This is a genomic window from Pseudomonas sp. OV546 (assembly GCF_900116845.1).
Lineage (GTDB): Bacteria > Pseudomonadota > Gammaproteobacteria > Pseudomonadales > Pseudomonadaceae > Aquipseudomonas > Aquipseudomonas petroselini.
Genome location: NZ_FPCE01000002.1, coordinates 545084 through 559585 on the forward strand (window position 1 = coordinate 545084; position 14502 = coordinate 559585).

General features: G+C 60.7%; 8 protein-coding genes, 1 tRNA gene and 2 pseudogenes. 4 read left to right on the top strand and 7 right to left on the bottom strand.

All coding sequences use genetic code 11. The annotated features are described in order from the left end of the window. Positions 1-20: 20 nt before the first annotated feature. Both sctV and BM403_RS07800 read right to left on the bottom strand, forming a co-directional pair. Positions 21-2114, bottom strand: a complete 2094-nt coding sequence (sctV, locus tag BM403_RS07795; protein WP_046034129.1) for a type III secretion system export apparatus subunit SctV — start codon at positions 2112-2114, stop codon at positions 21-23. Continuing rightward, a complete protein-coding gene (locus BM403_RS07800; protein ID WP_093542309.1) occupies positions 2111-3175 on the bottom strand; it encodes a TyeA family type III secretion system gatekeeper subunit in 1065 nt (354 codons plus the stop codon). The genes sctV and BM403_RS07800 overlap by 4 nt, the downstream gene beginning before the upstream one ends. 263 nt (positions 3176-3438) lie before the next feature. Here BM403_RS07800 and BM403_RS07805 point away from each other — a divergent pair, with 263 nt between their 5' ends. Continuing rightward, the gene (locus BM403_RS07805) at positions 3439-3990 is read left to right on the top strand and encodes an RNA polymerase sigma factor (RefSeq protein ID WP_012722085.1); all 552 of its coding nucleotides are present in this window, start codon (positions 3439-3441) and stop codon (positions 3988-3990) included. Positions 3991-4181: 191 nt separating this feature from the next. Next, a tRNA-Met gene (locus tag BM403_RS07810) sits at positions 4182-4258 on the top strand. Between the two features lie 84 nt (positions 4259-4342). Here the strand turns inward: BM403_RS07810 and BM403_RS07815 are convergent. Further along, positions 4343-8668 carry an AvrE-family type 3 secretion system effector gene (locus BM403_RS07815; RefSeq protein WP_093542314.1) on the bottom strand — a complete coding sequence of 1442 codons (4326 nt, stop codon included), beginning with the start codon at positions 8666-8668 and terminating at the stop codon, positions 4343-4345. A 208-nt stretch (positions 8669-8876) separates the two neighbouring features. On the opposite strand from BM403_RS07815, the gene ggt reads away from it, so the two are divergent. Beyond that, complete coding sequence (gene ggt, locus BM403_RS07820; RefSeq protein ID WP_093542316.1) at positions 8877-10706, top strand: gamma-glutamyltransferase; 1830 nt, start codon at positions 8877-8879, stop codon at positions 10704-10706. Positions 10707-10860: 154 nt separating this feature from the next. Here the strand turns inward: ggt and ddlA are convergent, their stop codons facing one another. Then, entirely contained in the window at positions 10861-11955 is a 1095-nt protein-coding gene (ddlA, locus tag BM403_RS07825) for a D-alanine--D-alanine ligase (RefSeq protein ID WP_046034134.1), read from the bottom strand. Positions 11956-11998: 43 nt separating this feature from the next. Further along, positions 11999-12079: pseudogene (locus tag BM403_RS31390) on the bottom strand (lysine transporter LysE); the annotation flags it as partial. 150 nt (positions 12080-12229) lie between these two features. On the opposite strand from BM403_RS31390, the gene BM403_RS07830 reads away from it, so the two are divergent. Continuing rightward, positions 12230-13039, top strand: a complete 810-nt coding sequence (locus BM403_RS07830; RefSeq protein WP_012722081.1) for an AraC family transcriptional regulator — start codon at positions 12230-12232, stop codon at positions 13037-13039. 115 nt (positions 13040-13154) lie between these two features. Here the strand turns inward: BM403_RS07830 and BM403_RS32475 are convergent, their stop codons facing one another. Both BM403_RS32475 and BM403_RS32480 read right to left on the bottom strand, forming a co-directional pair. Continuing rightward, positions 13155-13586, bottom strand: coding sequence for a methyl-accepting chemotaxis protein (locus BM403_RS32475; protein WP_370636111.1), 432 nt, complete (start codon positions 13584-13586; stop codon positions 13155-13157). A 108-nt stretch (positions 13587-13694) separates the two neighbouring features. Next, positions 13695-14471, bottom strand: a pseudogene (locus BM403_RS32480) (PAS domain-containing protein); the annotation flags it as partial. Positions 14472-14502: the final 31 nt, after the last annotated feature.

The following is a 14502-nucleotide window of genomic DNA, read 5'->3' on the forward strand; positions in this document are numbered from 1 at the left end:
TGCGGGACATCGTCCAGCGCTCATGCCACCGCCCCGCGCATCAACTCGTCCTGGCCAAGGTCGAAGCGCCCCAGCACTTTGACCTTGGAGGTACTGCCCAGCTCGGCGAAAGACAGCACCGGTACGTGGTTGAATTCTTCCAGCAACAACGTACGCAAAGGGCTGCGCAAGTCCTGCGCGACGAGCATCACGCTCTTGAGTTTGGGGCGCACCGAAAAGGCTTGATTGAGCAAGTTGACCAACGCCGCGCTGTGTTCGTCGTCGAGTGCAAAGAACACCCCGGTCTGGGTCTGGCGTAGAGCTTCACGCAGGATGTTTTCCGCCTGCGGCGACAGTAACCAGGCATGCAGGCCGTCGGCTTCGCTGTACTGATGGTAGATCTGCGCCTTGAGCGCAATGCGCGCATAGTCGGCCAACGCGTCCGGTTCACGCTCATGCTGACCGTACTCGATCAGCGACTCGACAATCAGCCGCACCGCACGCAACGGCACACCCTCGCTGGCCAGGCGTTGCAACACCGCCGAAAAACGTGACAGCGGCATGATCCGCTGCAGCTCCTGGACCAATTCCGGCTGGTTGTGCTCCAGCCAACTGAGGATTGACTTGCTCTCCTGGATCCCCAGGAACTGCGGCCCGCTGAGCATCATGGCCTGCTTCATGCGCTCAACAATCAGGCTCGCGGCGGTGAAGCGCTCCAACTGCGGATCATCGAGCAGCGGATCGCCCAGCGGTAACCAGACCCAATGCTGTTCATCGCGCTCTGCCAGCCCCGGTATGCCGTGTTCAGGCTCAACCGTCAGCGCCTTACGCTCAACCGCTACGAGGTTGACCACCGACGCCTTGACCATCGGTACCTCATGCACACAGAAGCGCATTTCCTCGTCGGCCAGCGAGTCATCAAGTTCCACCTCGAACGGTGGCAGTGTCAGGCCAATGTTCGCGACCAGCGCATTTCGCGCCTGGCGAATCGAGTGCACAAGATCAGCCACCTCAGGCGTCCCCCGCAGCGCCGGGGAGAACTGCAACAGGTAGGGCCTCGATGGATCAAACCCACGCAAGTCCTCACGACCGTTCTCTTCGGGACGCACCACGTCGGCGACTTCAGCTTCCGGCTGCTCTTGCCGCTGGCGCTGACGCGCCAGGTAATACCCCAAGCTGCCGGTGATCAGCGCTATCAGGATAAACACCCCGGTAGGCATGCCGGGTACTGCGGCAAAGGCAAGCATCCCTACCGAAGCGATCATCCAGCTCTTGGGTTCGCTGGTCATCTGCCGGGCAATTTCGGCCCCTATATTGCTGACGCCCTTGCGCCCATCCGGCGCCACACGGGTGATGATCATGCCGGCAGTGAGGGAGATCAGCAGCGCCGGGATCTGCGCAATCAGGCCGTCACCAATGGTCAGCACCGAGTACAGCGCCATCGAGTCGGCGGCGCTCAAACCGTGCTGGAACATGCCCGTGGAAAAACCGCCCAACAGGTTGACCACGACGATGATCAAGCCGGCGATAGCGTCGCCCTTGACGAACTTCATCGCCCCGTCCATGGCACCGAACAACTGGCTCTCACGGGACAACTGCTCCCGCTTGTCCCTGGCTTGCATGCCGTCAATCAAACCGGCGCGCAAGTCGCTGTCGATGGACATCTGCTTGCCGGGCATCGCATCCAGGCTGAAACGCGCCGCCACTTCGGCCACCCGCTCCGAGCCTTTGGTGATCACCAGGAAGTTGACCAGGGTCAGGATCAGAAAGATCACCATCCCCACCGCCAGGTTGCCGCCGACCACGAAATTGCCAAAGGCCTCGACGATGTCACCGGCGTCCTGCTCCAACAGGATCAGGCGCGTTGTCGCAATCGACAGCGCCAGGCGAAACATGGTGGTCAACAGCAGAATCGAGGGGAACGACGAAAATGCCAGGGGGCCCGGCAGGTACAGCGCCAATACGATCAACAGGCACGAAATGCAGATATTGAGCGCAATCAGAATGTCCACCAGCCAGGTAGGCAGCGGCACGATGAAGATGAATACGATGGCCATCACCACCACGGCGCCCAGCACTTCGGCGCGCTGCGCTACCTTGAGCAAAAACCGGTTGATGGCCGAAAGCGCAGTCACGCCAGGGGCCCCAGCTCATCGGGAAAACGTGCAGGGCCACGCGCAATCCGCTCCATTTCTCCCATCACTGCCAGGAAGCCACGCAGGGTTTCTTCACGTACTCGGCTATCGAGCCACAACGCCAATGGCAATTGCTGGACCAAGGGGTAAAGCGCATTCAGAGACAACAGTTTCTGGCGTTCCGACGCCCCACCAAAATCATCCCCAAACCTTAGGATTTCGGCAGTCGAAATGCCGCTGCCGGCGAAACCCAACAGGCGCTGCAGCAGACCCACAGCGTCATGATCGATGCCCAGGCGCTGAAGCAGCGCGTGACACCCCGCCAGCACCCCGCTCAACTGCCCACAGCTTTGCAGGCCCAGTAGCAAAGTACGCAACAGAGGTGTCGGCATTGACGACACCTTGGCCGCGATATCGTCCGCCAAGGCCTTTCGCATCACCTTCAGCCCGTCGGCAAACCGGTCGCAGCCGTACACGCCCAGCAGCGCATGCATCATCGTCGCCAATGATTGACGTGTGACCACACTGGCATAGTAGAGCGTACGTAGCGCCTGGCGCTCCTGAGGGTCGACAGAGGCCGCCTGCAACGCCACGGCAATGTTCAGGCCCGCCTGGATTTCCCCTTTGTAACGGACCTCCAACTTGGCAATCGCATCACGCGCCAAGGCTGCTTCCGACGGGCGCACCTCGGTGTCCGCCTGGGCCGCCACATACTTGAGCACCACAAACGCGCGTGCCGGGTCCCCGCCCGCGAGTTCCAGCAATTTGTCGACATTCGGTTGCTGCAGCAATTGCCAGCGGATGCGACGTGAAAAACTTGCCAGGGTCGCCTGGGCTGGATGGCCCAACTGATCATAGATATGCGCAAGCTGCTCGGATGGGAGCACGCGCACGCCAATCTTCCTCTCACCCAACGTGCGACTGTTAGTGTCCACTTCCTGGTTGAACAGCAAAGCGAGTTCATCCATGCCCTTGACGGGCGCAGGAACGGAGGACTGGATGACAGCAGGCTGATCCAGCTGTTGGACCGGTTGCACATCGGGGGAAAATTCAACTTTCATGGACAGGCCCGAACAGGAAGAGTGTTTCCCTGTGTGGCAAGACCCGACCAGGCGGTTCCATCAATAGACGATTGCACGGCCATTTTGAAAAGACTTGCACAAGCCTTCAATGGTCTATGCAAGGCGCTGCACAAAATCGCATCAATACAAGATATTTATTTATATAAATCAATACGTTAATAAAAAATTTTCTTTGGCACAGCCAGTGCAAAAGGGGTTCCCGTCGACACCCTTTCGACTGCGTCTACACCAAGGAAAAAACCATGAATATCCCTATTGAAGCCTTAGCGCACCTCGTTGGCAGCTCGCCTCAATTCATGCATCACCTGACAGACGACCAACAAAAAAAACTTCGGCGTTTCATTCACAAACGCGTACTCAACCCCGAAGATGCAGACGATCTTCTGCAATTGACCTACCTGGAAGCCTGGCGCAACCGCGAGCGCTTCAGCGGGAATGCCACGCTCAGCACGTGGATGTGCGGCATCGCGCAAAACCTCATACGCAACCACTTCAGGCGCCTGTACGCCAAGCCGGTGCATTGCGAATTTGACGAGTCGCTCTGGCATGGCCAAGAGGATAACCACAACCTGGATTGGGAGTTTGAAATCAACCGGCGCCTGGAAAAAACCCTGAGTGCCATCGACCACCTGCCAATCGAAATGCGCAAGACGCTCTACGCCTCACTGGAAACCGACGGCAGCTACCAGGACACCGCTGACGCACTGGACATTCCTATCGGCACCGTTCGCTCGCGCCTATCAAGGGCGCGCGAACAGCTCAAACGCGCCACTCAAAACCCGAAGTCTCCTTAACGTCAGGCCACGCGTTGGGCGGCAGGGATATCTGCCCAACGCGATCAGGCTTTTCTGGTACGCGACAGGGTGAATCGCGAACCACTCGTCGTCCGAACCCGTGATTTCGCTTAAACAGTTGAAAGCGCAGATAAAAACTCAAAATAAATACTTGACGCATTCCCGTTCTACGCGAATAATGCGCGCCACTTGGCTACATAGCTCAGTTGGTTAGAGCATAGCATTCATAATGCTGGGGTCCGGGGTTCAAGTCCCTGTGTAGCCACCAAGTACTAAAAACGGCTTACCGAAAGGTAAGCCGTTTTTTTATGCCTCGTGAAAAGTGCCGGGGCCGCCGTAGAGAGGAGGCGATTCAGATCGCTGCTGGTTTTTGTGTCCTCACGCGCTGGTCTGCCAAGTCAATGGTCAGGTCATGCCTGGGCAAGCTGTCCAACGTATCGTTCAGGTTCATTCGCAACGGTTTATCGGGGTCCACTCCGTATTCAAGGTCAGCATTCACACGCTTCTGGGTGTAACTCAAGCCGGCACTGCTGGAAAAGCTGAGATTCGCCCCAGCGGGTATGGACATGCCATGGGACTGGGTGGCGGTGTAGCTCAGGCTCATGCTTTTAACCCGCAGGTTGCGACGATCACTCAGGGCCTGCCGGATCAGCGGCTCGGTATTGTCACCGGCAAGATGGCGACGCTCTATCGTGCGCAGGACCTGCGGCTTGAGCTCCATGCCGAGCTTCACCGAGGTGCCCTCACCGTGCTGCAATTGATTGATCACCCAGGCAAGTTGAGGGTCGTCCTTTAACCACTGTTCAATGGCCGCTTTATTGGCCGGCGCCACATCATCCAGCCAGGCATGACGCCCATCGTCGCGTAGCCCCACGCGTGTGACGGAGGACTCGACCGACGCCAGTTGGCGCAGCCCGTTTTTCACCAGGTCTTGCTGGGTCATCAACTTATCCAGCGACTGGCTGATGGCATGGTAAGCGTCCGGCTTGGTCGCCATGGGCGGATGGGCCGCGAGAAATCGCTGCACTGTAGCCAACTGTTGATCCACAGTAGTGCCCGACTGATCAATGCCCGCCAAGTCATGCTTGAAGGTCGACGAATAGGCCGAGACGCTGCGTTTGAGGTCATCAATCTGCGACTGAGTGACCGGCTCCGGATGCTTGAAAGAAAAGCTGAAGGCCTGCGATTCCCCGCGATCAAACTTCACCATGACCGAGAGCTCCGGCAACGCAAACCCAGCCACGCTCGGCCCACCGCTTTCGAGACTGCCTAACGCCAATACATTGACCGGCGCGAAATTGGCCCCCACGCCGCCCTGCCTGAGTAGTTGCGCACTGGTTGACGTCGCTTGGCTGGCGCCCGTTGCGGTGTGCGTGGTGGACTGACTCTTGTCCGCATGCGCGAGATTGAGGTTGCCCACCCAACCGATGCCGGCGCGAATCACTGAGTCCAGCTCGGCGATGTTTTCCTCTGGGCTGTACATCAGGCGTAATTGCGCGAGCGCGTCCAGGCTTACATCACCACTGAGCTTCGAACTCGTGCCGGCAGCGTGCGCGTCACCCAGCGCCAGCAAGTCGTAGACCGTGCCCTGCTCGCCGGTCAGGATCGACATCATCTTGCCAAAATCTGCCTCCTTGACGTCAAATTCGATGCTCGCCCCGGTGGTCTTGGCCACCGCCGCGGTCAGTTCACCAGCGACCCTGAAACCAGGCCCCACCGGCCCCGGCCTGGTGCCTAGCGTCTGCCCCCAGCCCACCGAACCGGCCAGTCGCCGCATATCGTCCGCACTGATCTCAACCCGAGCACCTTTGTCGGTACGGCTGATACTCACGCCGTGGGTGTGAGCCTTGGAGGCTCCCAAAAAAAACTCCACGGATGCCATGGGCTTTATCCCCGTCACCATCAACCCCAGGCTTTTACCTTGGGTACGGCTCGGAGCAAGTGCCTGGCCACTGCCCAGTTGCTGTACCTGCTGGGTCATTGCCTCCTTGATGGACGCATCGGAGGGCGTCCCCAACAGGCCCGAGAGATGCCAGTGAAGAGCCGATCCTGGTGTTCCAAGGTCCTTGGCCAACAATTTGAAGTTACCGTACAGCGACTCCGCTTGACCGTAACTGGCGATACCCTGACTGGCCATTGTGTGTACAGGGCTGTCTTTAAACGCCTGCATGATGTCGTTCAGCGACGTTTCAATACGCGCCAGGGCAGTTGGGCTATGACCTGACGTACCGTCAAGCGCTTGAGCCAGGTCCGCCAATTGCTTGAGCGTGTTCGCATGATGAATCAGGTCGCCCTCGATAAGTGCCGAGGGATGGTCCAGGTCGCGCTTGCGTCCTGGCTGCCAAGCGGGAAGCGCAAGGTTCTGTCCCTCAAAGTTGGCCAACATCACAGCGGTCGGCTTTTCCGCCGACGGAGAGGCCCGCTTGAACGCCTCATACAGCTGATGCAGCGTTGAACCAGGGTTAATCGTCGCCCTGCTCAATGTGGGCCGAGGGTCAAACGCGACCCCGTGTGTATTCCCCAGGCGGCGAGCGCTGGACTGGCTGCTTTTTTCGACCGTGGTCAGTGCGTCGCGGATCTGCCCGGCCAGTGCCTGCCGCGGCCCCGGCCCGCTCAGGGCCGTGAGCCGCGCTTCCAGATCAGTTGCCACCGGCTTGCTCTGTGCCAGGGGCTGGAGCTGGTCGTGCAAGCGTTTACCGTCCGCGTAGACCGGCTCCAGCCCCCGCCGGCCTTTGAAGTGTTGCTGTATATCCCTACCCATTTGGCTGAGCGATTGCAAAGGGTGGAAGTGCGCCTTGACCCCTTGGAAAAAATCGCGCTTGAGCGGCATGCCCTCCCGCGTTTGCCCCATGACGTTGCTGCTTACCGTCAGCGCACCGCCGGAAAACGGTGCACGCACCGGCATGCCCGCCAACTTATCGGCCAGTGACGGTGCCGGGGTGGTCGATAACACCGGGCCCCACTCCATCGCACTGGCGGTGGCCGTATCCAGTCGGTGGAACTGCTTATTCCACCCGCCCACCAAGTGCTTATCGGCGCCCATCCGCAGCGACTCCAAAGGTTGTCGATCCGGGAGTTCAACCTTGCGCCAACTTTGCGCAATCGCGGTATTGCCTTGCCAGGCTTGATGATCCGCCTTAAACAACTCGCCACCCCGGGTGTGCGCATAAAGATTGCCCTCGTGATCCAACGCCAGTGTCTTTATGTCAATCGGCGGGGACAGGGGCAACGGCCTGGAGACCCCGTCTTGATGGACCTGAAGCTGGTTATCCTGGTCCACGGTGACAAAATTACGGCCATCCGCCACGGCGAATCCCGTCACGCGCCCGTGGCTATCCCCCGCGAGTACCTCGTCCAGGGAGACGTGCGGGCGCGGCGCAGGAAGAGCCGCCAGATCATGGCTGGCCCCTTCAATCAACGGGTCGCGCACTTTACTGATGGCCACCGCTTTCAACTGCCCGTCTTGCAGTACATAGGCGCGACCATCCAGCCCCCGCTCCAGATGCTCGAGATCCGGTTGGGCCGCGTTTTCCCAGCGTTGGGCCGCGTCATCCCACGTCAGCAGACTGCCGGCATCCAGCGCAACCTTGCCCCGTTGCCCGAGATCAACCGCCGCCGCCAGCGCCTGCAGACTGGGCAGCGGCAGACCTTTCTCGATCCCCTTGACCAACACATCGCTGAGATTCCATTGCGGGCTGAGCGCGTTGCCATCACTCAAGGGTACGCTGTGCAATTGCTGGCGTGCGTCGCGAACCTGGGCATTGAGTTGCCCCGCGTCATCATGAAAGAAACCTTCCACACTGACGGCCCCCTTCAACGCCCGCTCCAGCGAGTCGAGCGGTTGCGGGACCATCGGCAGCGCGTGACCTTGCGCCGTGCGCAGGTCTGCAAAGACGCACTCACCGTCCGAGGTAGCGCCGTACAACGTGCTTCCCGACAACCCAATACGCGTGAGCTGCACAGCTAATCCAGCCTCATCGACGGGGTGCAGGACCTGCCCGCCAACGCCCTGAAGATGCACGCACGAACCCTGCTGGGACTGACTCAGCAGCGCCGTCATGCGCCCTTGCGCGCTGCTGTCTGCAAACCCCTCGGGGGTCTTCAGCAACTGCCCTTCTTTCGTCAGGCCAATACGGCTGAATGCACGGGCATCCGCGTCGGGCGTCCAGGACAACGTGAGGGGTTCAAAGCGAAACAGTCGCCTGCCCTCCAGACGGAACTGCTGGCCCTCTGCAGTCGTTTGAACAGCGCTGACACTCCCGATATGAGCACGACCGGGGCTATCGACGGCAGCGCCGGAAGCATCAGGAAGACTGCTTTTGAACACCGCAGCAACCGCCGGCGTGGACTGAATATGGAACAGATACTGGCGCTCATCCTTCATCCGCAAGGTCTGGCTGCCAGCGGCAGAAGGACCGTCGGTCACATAATGTTTATTCGGTTGGTTGAGGTGATGGGCAATATCACGCCCTGCCAGGGTCGTATCAGCCTGTACCTTCCCGTCTTTGAGACCGACATCGAACTGCATCGAGGTCGGTTGCAGCGTTCGATAGTGGTTCAGCGACATGTTCGGCAACAATGGCGGGGGGCTGCGCGGGTGGGACTCCTGGCTCCACCTCGGCAAAAACTTGCTAAGGTCGTGCTGTAATTTCTTAAGAGGGTCGAGTTCTATGTGCATGGTAGTGCTCCCGAACGAAATCAATCACAGCTGTCTAGTGGGCCCCGGCTTTATTTGGTTCCACGTGTGACTAATCACGACGGCAGCTTCATGCACTCGAACAAACCGTTCACCTGTACGCGGGTGATTTCCCGCCACACGGAGCCAACCCGCACGGCACGATTTACCGGTAAAACGCAGTCCCCAAGGACAACAGATCATTCTCAAAATGAACGGAGTTCAGCGCGTGTTTTCAATTTCCCGCCGTCAACTGTCAGTGATTGCCGCAGCCCTCGCGCTCACTGCCTGCCATTCCCCCGTCAACAAACAGCCGCCGGCACCCGAGCTGGGTTCCGGCTATCGTACCGACCTGACGGCCCAACACGCCGAGCGCCATATGGCAGCAGCGGCCAACCCCCTGGCCGCCGAGGCGGGGCGCGAGATGTTGCGCCAGGGCGGTTCGGCGATTGATGCGGCGATTGCGATGCAGGCGGTGCTGACGCTGGTAGAGCCGCAATCATCCGGCATCGGCGGCGGCGCGTTCATCATGCTGTGGGACGGCAAAAACGTGCATGCGTATGACGGCCGTGAAACCGCACCGGCCGGGGCGACCGAGCGGTTGTTCCTGAAGGCCGACGGCAAGCCGATGGCGTTTCCCGACGCACAGGTGGGCGGGCGCTCAGTCGGTACGCCTGGGGTACTACGTGCACTCGAGATGGCACACAAGAAGACGGGCCAGTTGCAATGGGCCAAGCTGTTCGAACCGGCAATCCGGCTGTCGGAAAACGGCTTCGCGATCTCTGCGCGCCTGCACAGTTTGATCGCGGCCGACCGCTACATCGCGCAATCGCCAGAAATGGCGGCGTACTTTTTGAATGCCGACGGCACGCCGAAAGCCACCGGTACGCTGTTGAAAAACCCGGCGTTGGCCGAGGTGTTCAAACGCATCGCCAAGGAGGGACCGGACGCGCTGTACCACGGTTCGATCGCTGAGGAGATCGCCAGCAAGGTGCAGCGCCATCGCAATGCGGGCAGCCTGTCCGTGGCGGATCTGAAGGGCTACACCGCCAAGGAACGCACGCCGCTGTGTGCTGACTACCAGCAATGGAAAGTCTGTGGCATGCCACCACCGTCCTCGGGCGGGGTCGCCATCGCGCAAATCCTGGGTACCTTGCAAGCACTGCAAGCCCAGGATCCAAGCCTGGCCATCGCCGCGATGCAACCCGTGAAAAGCCCATCACCCGCAGGCCTGGAACCCACACCCGAAGCCGTGCACCTGCTCGCCGAAGCCGGTCGCCTGGCCTTCGCTGATCGCGCGCTTTATATGGCGGACTCGGACTTTGTCCCTGTGCCCGTCGCTGGCCTGGTCGCCCCGGACTACCTGGCCAAACGGGCCGCCTTGATCAGCGAGCGCAGCATGGGCATCGCCAAGCCGGGCACGCCTGAAGGCATCCAGGTGGCGTACGCGCCGGACCGTTCGCCGCTGCGCATCTCCACGTCGCAAGTGGTGGCGGTGGACGACCAGGGCGGGGCCGTCTCGATGACCACGACGGTGGAAGCAGCGTTTGGCTCCCACGTCATGGTCCAGGGCTTTTTGCTCAACAACCAGATGACTGACTTTTCGTTCATCCCCGAAGAGGACGGCCAACCTGTTGCCAACCGTGTGGAGCCCGGTAAGCGCCCGCGTTCGGCCATGGCACCGACCCTGGTGTTCGACCGCAAAAGCGGCGAATTACTGGCCACGGTAGGCTCGCCCGGCGGCTCGCAAATCATCGAGTACGTGAGTAAGTCCCTGGTGGCAATGCTCGACTGGAAACTCGACCCCCAAGCCGCGATCAGCCTGCCCAATTTCGGCAGTCGCAACGGTGCGACCGAGCTGGAAACCGGTATGTTCAGCCCAGCGTTGAAGCAGGCACTCAAGGACAAGGGCCATATGCTCAGCGAGATCGATATGACCAGTGGCATACAGGCCATCGTCCGCATGCGGGATGCCCAAGGCAAGGTGTCGCTGAGCGGCGGCGCCGACCCTCGACGTGAAGGCGAAGCAGTCGGCGACTGAACATGCAGTGAGCGGGCTTGCCCCGCGCTGGGGTGCGGAGCAGCCCTAATAGAACCCCTGAAGTAGGTCAGGAAAATTTGAGGTGCCTGGTTTTAGGGCTGCGTCGCAGCCCAGCGCGGGGCAAGCCCGCTCACTACATGGCCCCCGGGGTGGGTCAGCGACTGATCTTCAACCCCTTGCGCCCCGCATGCCGTTCCAGCGCCAGCTCGATCAAGCGGCTCACCAGTTCGCTGTAGCTCATGCCCGCTGCCTGCCACAGTTTGGGGTACATGCTGATACGGGTGAAGCCGGGCAGTGAGTTGATTTCGTTGATCAGCACGTTGCCGTCGTCGGTGAGAAACACGTCGACCCGCGCCAAACCGGAACAGCCCAGCACCTCGAACGCCTCAATGGCCAGTCCACGAATGCGCTCGCTGGCGTCATGGCTGATAGCGGCCGGCACCACCACTTGGGCGGCCTGGTCGTCGATATATTTGCTGTCGTAGGAATAGAAACCGCTGCTCACCACGATCTCACCACACCCGCTGGCGATGGGGTGCTCATTGCCCAACACGGCGCATTCGATTTCACGGCCCTTTACGGCGGACTCAACCAACACCTTTTCATCAAAGCCCAGGGCCAGTTCAACGGCAGCGTGGTACTCGGCTTCGGTGCCGACTTTACTCACGCCTACAGACGAACCTTGGTTGGCCGGTTTAACGAACATCGGCAGGCCGAGCGTGTTCACCGCCGTATCGAAGGACGTGCGCGCGGCATTGCTGCGGGTCAGCGTGATAAACGGGGTAACGGCGATGCCGGCATCGCGCAGCAAGCGCTTGCTGATGTCCTTGTCCATGCACACCGCCGAGCCAAGTACGTCGGAGCCGACGAAAGGCAGGTCAGCCATGCGCAACAGCCCTTGCAGGCAGCCGTCTTCGCCGAGGGTGCCGTGGACGATGGGGAAGATCACATCGACATGTTCCAACAGGCCCGTGCCTGAGGTTTCCACCAGTTGCTGGCTGGCCTTGCCGGGCACTACAGCCAGTTCGCGATTGGACTGGTTGAGCGCGATCAGGGCCGGATTTTCCTGGTTGAGCAGGAAGTTCGAGGTGTCGTTGAGGTGCCAGTGGCCGGCCTTGTCGATACCGATCAGGACCGGCTCGAAGCGCGTACGGTCGAGTGCATCGACAATATTGCGCGCCGATTGCAACGAGACTTCATGCTCCGCCGAACGGCCACCAAAAATAATACCTACCCGCACCTTGCTCATGATCGGCCTCACTGTTGAAAGTAAGGCTTCTTACCACGGGCCGTCAGCGGTTCGCTACCAAATGTGCACCGAACAGCACGTAGCAACCGCCGGCAAAGCGGTCGAGCCAATTGCGCGGTGTTGAGGAATTCCATGGGCGGCAGGTCCATCAGCACAAGGCAGGAACAGCGATCATGGGCCCCGCACCCGCCCTGCACAATCGTACAAGACCCCGGCAGACAAGGGGTGCAGACTCAGTTAACGTGTTCCCACCTCTTTTTTGTGACAAGTCACCATGGGCAAACCCACCGCCACCCTCGACTGGCTGCACCGCGCCCCGCATGCCAGTGGCCTGGACCGTATCGAGGCGTACTTTGCCGGTTTCGCCTTCGACCCGCATCGCCATGACACCTACGCCATCGGGCGGACCTTGACTGGCGTGCAAAGCTTTCACTATCGCGGCGACATGATCCACAGCCTGCCCGGCATGACCATGGTGCTGCACCCCGATGAAACCCATGATGGTCACGCCGGCAGTGACGAGGGCTTCAAGTACCGGATGATTTACGTAGAGCCGTCGCTGATCCAGCAGATCCTCGGCGGCAAGCCGTTGCCGTTTATCCCCAGTGGCCTCTCCACGGACCCCAGGCTGTTTCGTGCCAGCGAAGTGCTGCTGCAGAACCTGGATAACCCTCTCGACCCGTTGCAGGAGCAGGACGCCCTGTTCGACCTGGCCCACGCGCTCAGCAACGTCTCGGGTGGGATCGTCAGCCGCAAGGCCTTCGATTACGTCGCCGCCGAACGCGCCAGGGAATTTATCCACAGCGCCTTGGGCCGCAGCATCACCCTGGATGAAATGGCCGACCACGCCGGCCGCGACCGCTGGGCCTTGTCACGGGATTTTCGCTTGCTGTTCGGCACCAGCCCCTACCGCTACCTGACCATGCGCCGCTTGGACCTGGTGCGCAGCCTGCTCGCCCAGGGCCAATCGCTGGTGGACGCGGCGTTGACCGCCGGCTTCACCGACCAAAGCCACATGACCCGGCAATTTCGCAGCACCTACGGCATGCCACCGTCGCGTTGGGTGAAGATGCTCGGGCGCTGAAATCCCGACGTGAAATGCGCTCAGTGCGGGCTGCGCAGGGCATCAGGAGCACAACAGCGCAGGCGGCTTTCGGCGCGGAAAAAACCTACGCAACCTCAAACAAGCGCCCCACGGGTCAGGTGGACAGTTGGTTGGCAAACTGCCCGACTGCGCTGACCACCTTTTGGGCGCCGTCCTGGATTTCCACGATCACCGTGCCCGCTTCGGCGGCCAGGGCCAGGCCTTGCTCGGCCTGCAGGCGGCCGTCGGTCATCAGGGCCACCGCCTCACGGGCCATGTCCTGGTTCTGACGTACCACGCCGACGATCTCTTCGGTCGCCTTGCTGGTCCGCGATGCCAGCTGCCGCACTTCATCGGCCACCACGGCAAAACCACGGCCCTGCTCACCGGCGCGCGCCGCTTCGATGGCAGCGTTGAGCGCCAGCAGGTTGGTCTGCTCGGCAATGCCGCTGATGGTCTTGACGATGCTGCCGATCACTTGGGACTGAGCGTTCAGCGCCTCGATGCCGTCGCCGGCCTGTTGCATGTGCCTGGCCAGGTCGCGCATCACATCCACGGCCTGGGTCACCACAGTGGTACCACGCTGGGCGCTATTGTCGGTTTGCAGCGAGGTGCTGTAGGCAATGCTCGCCGCTTCGGCGACCGCCTGTTCCTGGTTGACCTGGTCGGTGATCACCGTGGCGAACTTGACCACTTTGTACAGCCGGTCATTGGCGTCCAGCACCGGGTTGTAGGTCGCTTCCAGCCACACCACACGGCCATGGCTGTCGACCCGCTTGAAGCGCGCCGCGACGAACTCACCGGCGTTCAGGCGTTTCCAGAAGTCCTGGTACTCAGTGCTGTTGTATTCCTCCGGCTCGCAGAATATCCGGTGATGTTTGCCCTGGATCTGCGCCAGGCTGTAACCCATGCCGCCGAGAAAACGGTCATTGGCGGTCAGCACGTGGCCGTTCAGGTCGAACTCGATCACGGCCGTAGAGCGCACCAATGCGTTCATGAGGTTTTCATGCTCGCGGGAGGCCTCGATGGTGCGGGTGAGGTCGCTGGAATACATCGAAAAATGCTTGATGCGCCCATCGGAACTGCGCACCGGTTGCACAATCGAGCGCAGCCAGGCTTCCTGGCCATTGCCACGCATCAGGCGCACGGTGCCGGCGAAATGCTCACCGCGCAGCAGGGCGTTCTTGAAGCGCAGCTGGTATTCATCCATGCGCACATGCGTCGGCACCAGGTCTTCAATCGCGCGCCCCAGCAGTTGGCCACTCTGGTAGGCCAATTCCTGCAGGAAGTTGGCATTCGCCCACTCCACCCGGCCTTCGGCGTCCAGCGTCAGGCACAGCATTTCACTTTCCAGGCTCTCCTTGACCTGATCCAAGCTGGACAATTCTTCGCGAAGAGCCGACAGCTCCTGCTTCAAACGGGTGTTAAACATGGGGCACCGATGACCAAATGGGGGGAGATGA